The following is a 3,161-nucleotide window of genomic DNA, read 5'->3' as shown; positions in this document are numbered from 1 at the left end:
CTAACTTTAGATTACCCTATGAATAATCATTAACAATGAACCTAAATGTATAATAAAGATCAATTGTTCATATGTTTTTCAACAACTTAAATAGCTTCCCATTTTGAAGCCGTTCGCCCATAAAAGATAAATCGTTACGTAAATGATGCTCGCAAACTAAGTCCACATTTAGGTAACGAACAAATTTAAAAGATCTCACGAAATAAGGATTAGCTGACTATGTACGCGCTAAGTAACTGTAAAATTTACACTGGTAGTGATGTTCTAACCGATCATGCCGTCGTAATAGAAAATGAACTGATCAAAAAAGTCTGTCCTATCTCTGAATTGCCAGAAGGAATCGAGGTTCGCGATCTAAACGGAGCAAACCTAAGCCCAGGTTTCATTGACTTACAACTGAATGGTTGTGGCGGTGTAATGCTTAACGATGAGATCACGGCAGAAACAATGCAGATCATGCACGAAGCAAACCTTAAATCAGGCTGTACTAGCTTCCTGCCAACGCTCATCACTTCTTCAGACGAAGATATGCGTGCAGTTATTACTGCAGCTCGTGAATATCACAACCAGTACCAAAACCAATCACTAGGTCTGCACCTTGAAGGTCCATACCTAAACGTTGCAAAAAAAGGCATCCACAGCGTCGATCACATTCGTAAATCAGACAGCGAAATGATTGAACTGATTTGCGAGAACAGCGACCTAGTTTCAAAAGTAACATTGGCACCAGAGCTTAATGATCCAGAACATATCGAGCGCCTACACAAAGCAGGCGTTGTCGTTTCTATCGGCCACACAAACGCGACTTACGCAGAAGCTCGACAAAGTTTCGAATCTGGTATCACTTTCGCTACCCACCTATTCAATGCAATGACCCCTATGGTTGGTCGTGAACCTGGCGTTGTTGGCGCGATTTACGACACGCCAGAAGTTTATGCAGGTATCATCGCCGACGGCTTCCACGTTGATTACGCAAACATCAGAATTGCGCACAAAATCAAGGGAGAAAAGTTAGTATTAGTGACGGATGCCACAGCTCCTGCAGGTGCTGACATGGAATACTTTATTTTTGTCGGTAAGAAAGTATATTACCGAGATGGTAAGTGTGTTGATGAAAACGGCACACTGGGCGGCTCAGCTCTGACTATGATTGAAGCAGTTCAGAATACAGTTGAGCACGCTGGTATCGCTTTAGACGAAGCTCTTCGCATGGCTACGCTATACCCAGCTACGGCTATCGGTGTAGAAAGCAAGCTAGGTCGAATCAAAAAAGGCATGGTTGCAAACCTAGCTGTATTTGACCGAGACTTTAACGTTAAAGCGACTGTTGTTAATGGACAATACGAGCACAATTAAGTATGAATGGCGGACAAATAGGTAACGTAGACTTAGTTAAACAACTAAACAGTGCGGCGGTATACCGACTAATAGACCAGCAAGGGCCTATCAGTCGTATACAAGTGGCTGATGTAAGCCAACTCGCACCGGCAAGTGTTACAAAAATTACCCGCCAACTTTTGGAGCGCGGCCTCATTAAAGAGGTTGCGCAACAAGCGTCTACTGGCGGTAGACGCGCGATCTCCCTAACCACAGAAGTCGACCCTTTTCATTCTGTCGCTGTACGCTTAGGTAGAGACTATATTCAAATAAGCCTTCATGACCTTGGTGGTCGTGAATTGGCTTTCCAACAACAAGACCTAGATTATTCAGACCAATCAGACCTTACACAAGGCTTGGTCAATAACCTCAAGGCTTTCATTGCTGAGCATCAGCCAAAGATCGACCAACTGATTGCCATTGGTGTCACCCTTCCAGGCTTGGTCAACCCAACGACCGGTGTTGTTGAGTACATGCCAAACACGGACATCGATAACCTCGCATTGAGCGACATTATTCGCGACACTTTCCATGTGGCTTGTTTTGTTGGTAATGACGTTAGAGGAATGGCGCTTGCTGAGCACTACTTCGGTGCAAGTAAAGACAGTCAAGATTCTATTTTGGTCAGTGTGCACCGTGGTACGGGTGCTGGTATTATCGTTAATGGACAGGTTTTCTTAGGCCATAACCGTAACGTGGGTGAAATTGGTCATATCCAAATTGATCCGCTAGGGGAACAATGCCAGTGTGGTAACTTCGGTTGTCTTGAAACCGTAGCGGCAAACCCTGCCATCGTTGATCGAGTGCAGAAGCTCATTAAGCAAGGCTATGAATCTTCTTTAACGGAACTTGAACATATTACGATTCAAGATGTTTGTGACCACGCAATCAATGGCGATGAACTCGCGAAGCAAAGCTTAGTCCGAGTAGGAAACCAGTTAGGTAAGGCTATCGCGATGACGATTAACCTGTTTAACCCTCAGAAAGTAATCATTGCTGGTGATATTACTAAGGCACAAGAGATTGTTTTCCCTGCAATTAAGCGCAATGTAGAGAATCAGTCGTTAACGACTTTCCATAGCGGCCTGCCTATTGTAGCATCACAGATCGATAAACATCCTACGATGGGAGCCTTTGCCATGATTAAGCGCGCCATGCTCAACGGTGTGTTACTGCAAAAGCTTCTTGAAGACTAAAGAAAACAATTCTGATTTTCCGCGGGCCGTGTTTGTATAAACACGGCCCGTTTTTTTAAGCTAGGGAACTACAACAACAAGTTATGGAACTTATATTAATATCCACTGCGTTTATCGCAGGATTTATTGCTTTAAAATGCCACCTCCCCCCATTAGTTGGTTTTTTGGTTGCAGGTTTCGGGCTTTATGCCCTTGGCTTTGAAACCAATGACACCATCATTACTTTGGCTGACCTTGGTGTCACCCTTCTCTTATTTACTATTGGCTTAAAGCTGGACATCAAAACCCTACTCTCTAAAGAGATCTGGGCTGGCGCAACAATCCACAATCTTTTATCCACTCTGTTTTTTGCAGCCGCTCTATTTGGTTTTAAGTTTCTAGGTATTTCATCTCTAGCAGCCATGTCAATAGAACAGATCGTTCTACTCGGTTTTGCTCTTTCATTTTCTAGTACTGTATTTGCGGTCAAGTCTCTACAAGAGAAAGGGGAAATGAATGCTACCTATGGCACACTAGCGATTGGCATTCTGGTCATGCAAGATATCTTTGCTGTCGTATTCTTGACTGCATCGACGGGCAAAATTCCAG

The 3,161-nt window shown here is 43.8% G+C and carries 3 protein-coding genes; all 3 read left to right on the top strand.

The window, feature by feature from the left end; all coding sequences use genetic code 11:
- Window positions 1–219: 219 nt before the first annotated feature.
- The gene (nagA, locus tag AB4653_RS21235) at window positions 220–1,356 is read left to right on the top strand and encodes an N-acetylglucosamine-6-phosphate deacetylase (protein WP_009847334.1); all 1,137 of its coding nucleotides are present in this window, start codon (window positions 220–222) and stop codon (window positions 1,354–1,356) included.
- Window positions 1,357–1,358: 2 nt separating this feature from the next.
- On the top strand, window positions 1,359–2,573 hold the full coding sequence (locus AB4653_RS21230) for an ROK family protein (RefSeq protein WP_009847335.1): 1,215 nt from the start codon (window positions 1,359–1,361) through the stop codon (window positions 2,571–2,573).
- Between the two features lie 83 nt (window positions 2,574–2,656).
- On the top strand, window positions 2,657–3,161 hold a 505-nt coding region (locus AB4653_RS21225), incomplete at its 3' end, for a cation:proton antiporter (RefSeq protein WP_372105260.1).

This window comes from Vibrio sp. 10N.222.48.A3, from assembly GCF_041475345.1.
Lineage (GTDB): Bacteria > Pseudomonadota > Gammaproteobacteria > Enterobacterales > Vibrionaceae > Vibrio > Vibrio tasmaniensis_A.
Note: the sequence above shows the minus strand (reverse complement) of the source record. Positions and strands in the feature narration are given on the sequence as shown.